This window comes from Nonomuraea sp. PA05, from assembly GCF_008086045.1.
Lineage (GTDB): Bacteria > Actinomycetota > Actinomycetes > Streptosporangiales > Streptosporangiaceae > Nonomuraea > Nonomuraea monospora.
This window is the reverse complement of sequence record NZ_VSEY01000097.1, coordinates 1-2,172: the sequence shown is the minus strand read 5'-3', so window position 1 is coordinate 2,172 and position 2,172 is coordinate 1. Positions and strand designations below refer to the sequence as shown.

At 70.0% G+C, this 2,172-nt stretch carries 1 protein-coding gene; it reads right to left on the bottom strand.

The window, feature by feature from the left end:
• The coding region (locus tag FXF51_RS61705; RefSeq protein ID WP_187415215.1) for a hypothetical protein at window positions 1–2,172 on the bottom strand (2,172 nt) is incomplete at both ends.

The window sequence follows — 2,172 nt, the reverse complement described above, 5'->3', positions numbered from 1 at the left end:
ACCGCCTGCCCGGGAGACGCAGCCAGCCCCGACACCACCGGCTTGGAGGCATCCACCCGAGCGGCCTGCCACTCCGACCAGGGGCCGGCCACGCTGCCCGACGTCGATGCCCGCACCCGCCAGCGGATTAACCAGCCGTCCTTCAGCTTTCCAGCCGTCACCACCGGCGACTGCACCCAACAGGGGATCGACGCCGTACAGGCGCCACCATAAACCGCACCCGTACCGGACCAGATCAACCCCGAACCCTGACTGGCCGCCGACGGGTCATGCTCGACCTGCGTCTCCAGCCGCAGCGGCCGCGATTCCGGATCCACCCCATACGCGGAGAACGTCGGTTGCGTAGAAGACAACGTCCACAAGTCCGACGCCGCCTGACCCGGCGAAGCCGCCAGTCCCGACACCACCGGCTTGGACGTGTCCACCCGGGCGGCCTGCCACTCCGACCAGGGACCAGTCACCTTGCCAGTGGTGGACACGCGCACCCGCCAGCGAATCAGCCACCCGTCCTTCAGCTTCCCAGCCGTCACCACTGGCGACTGCACCCAGCACTTGACCGACATCGAGCACGCGCCGCCGTAAGTCTCGCCGGTGCCCGACCAGATCAGCCCCGCCCCTTGGCCGGCCGCCGACGGGTCATGCTCGACCTGCGCTTCCAACCGCAGCGCCCGCGACTCCGGATCCGCGCCATACCCCGAGAACGACGGCGTTGTGGACGGCAGCGTCCACAACCCTGACACCTCCTGAGCCGGAGACGCCGCCCCTCCGGACACCACCGGCTTGGACGTGTCCACCCGAGCGGCCTGCCAGTCCGACCACGGGCCCGGCACCAGCGCACCTGAACCGTCCGTGGACTGCACCACCGCACGCACGCGCCACCGGATCAGCCAGCCGTTCTGCACTCCGGTCACAGCGGGCGACTGATGCGAGGCGGCGCAAGCCACCCCCGTGAAACAGGTCTCCGCGAACGTCTTGCCCTGACCCGACCAGATCAGCCCCGAACCCTGGCCGGACGCTGACGGGTCGTGCTCGACCTCCGCCTCCAGCACACCTGGCCGCCGGTCGACGTCAGAGATCGTGGCGGTGAAGACCGGGCTCGCACTCGGCAAGATCCACGTCCCGGAGACCAGCTGACCGACAGGCGCGGACTCGCCGCCGACCGACGGCCCCGGCGGGATCGTGTTGAACACCTGCGTGTCCACCCGCGCCGACACCCAGGCAGACCACGGCCCCGACATCCCCGAAGACGTCGTCGCCCGCGCCCGCCAGCGGACCTGCCAGCCATCAGTCAGTTTCCCCGCCGGCACCGCCGCCCAGGCGATCGTCCCTGGCGCGTACTCCTTGTCGGAGGTGCCCGACCAGATCTGGCCCGTTCCCTGGCCGGTAGCCGACGGGTCGTGCTCCACTTCCACGTTGAGCTTGCTCGGCCGGTTCTCCGGATCGGACACCCGCGCGTACAGCCACGGCGTCAGCGATCCCACCGCCCACGAAGCGGAACCCGGAAGAGCCGGGTTCATGCCCAAGGACTCCACCAACGGTTTCGTCTGGTCGACAGCCGCCGACATCCAGTCGGACCACGGGCCGGCCACGCCCGAGGCGGTCTCACCACGCACCCGCCAGCGGACCCTCATCGCGTCCGCCAGCTTCCCTGACGGCACCTGCACCCACGCGTTGCCGCCCGAGGCGTAGGCGGTCGCGCCCTTGCCCTCCCAGATCAGGCCCGTGCCCTGCTCGACCGCAGCGGGGTCGTGCTCGATCTGCGCCCAGAGCCGCGAAGCACGCGAGTCCAGGTCACTGACCTTGGCATACACCCACGGCGTCGCCGAGGAAGCCGTCCACGACTCCGCGCCCTTGGTGGCAGGAGTCAGCCCCGCATCGGAAACAGCCGGCTTGGACACGTCAACAGTGGCGACCTGCCAGGCCGACCACTCGCCTTCCGCCCCAGCGGTGGTGACACCACGCACCCGCCAACGGATCTTCATACCATCCGTCAAAGCTCCGGCCGGGACCTGCACCCACGCGTTGCCGCCCGAAGCGTAGGCGACCGTGCCCTTACCCGACCAGATCAGCCCCGTCCCCTGCCCGGTCGCGGCCGGGTCGTGCTCGATCTCCGCGCCCAGCACCAGCTTGGACCCGCCGGCATCGACGACCTTCGCATACAACCAAGGCGTC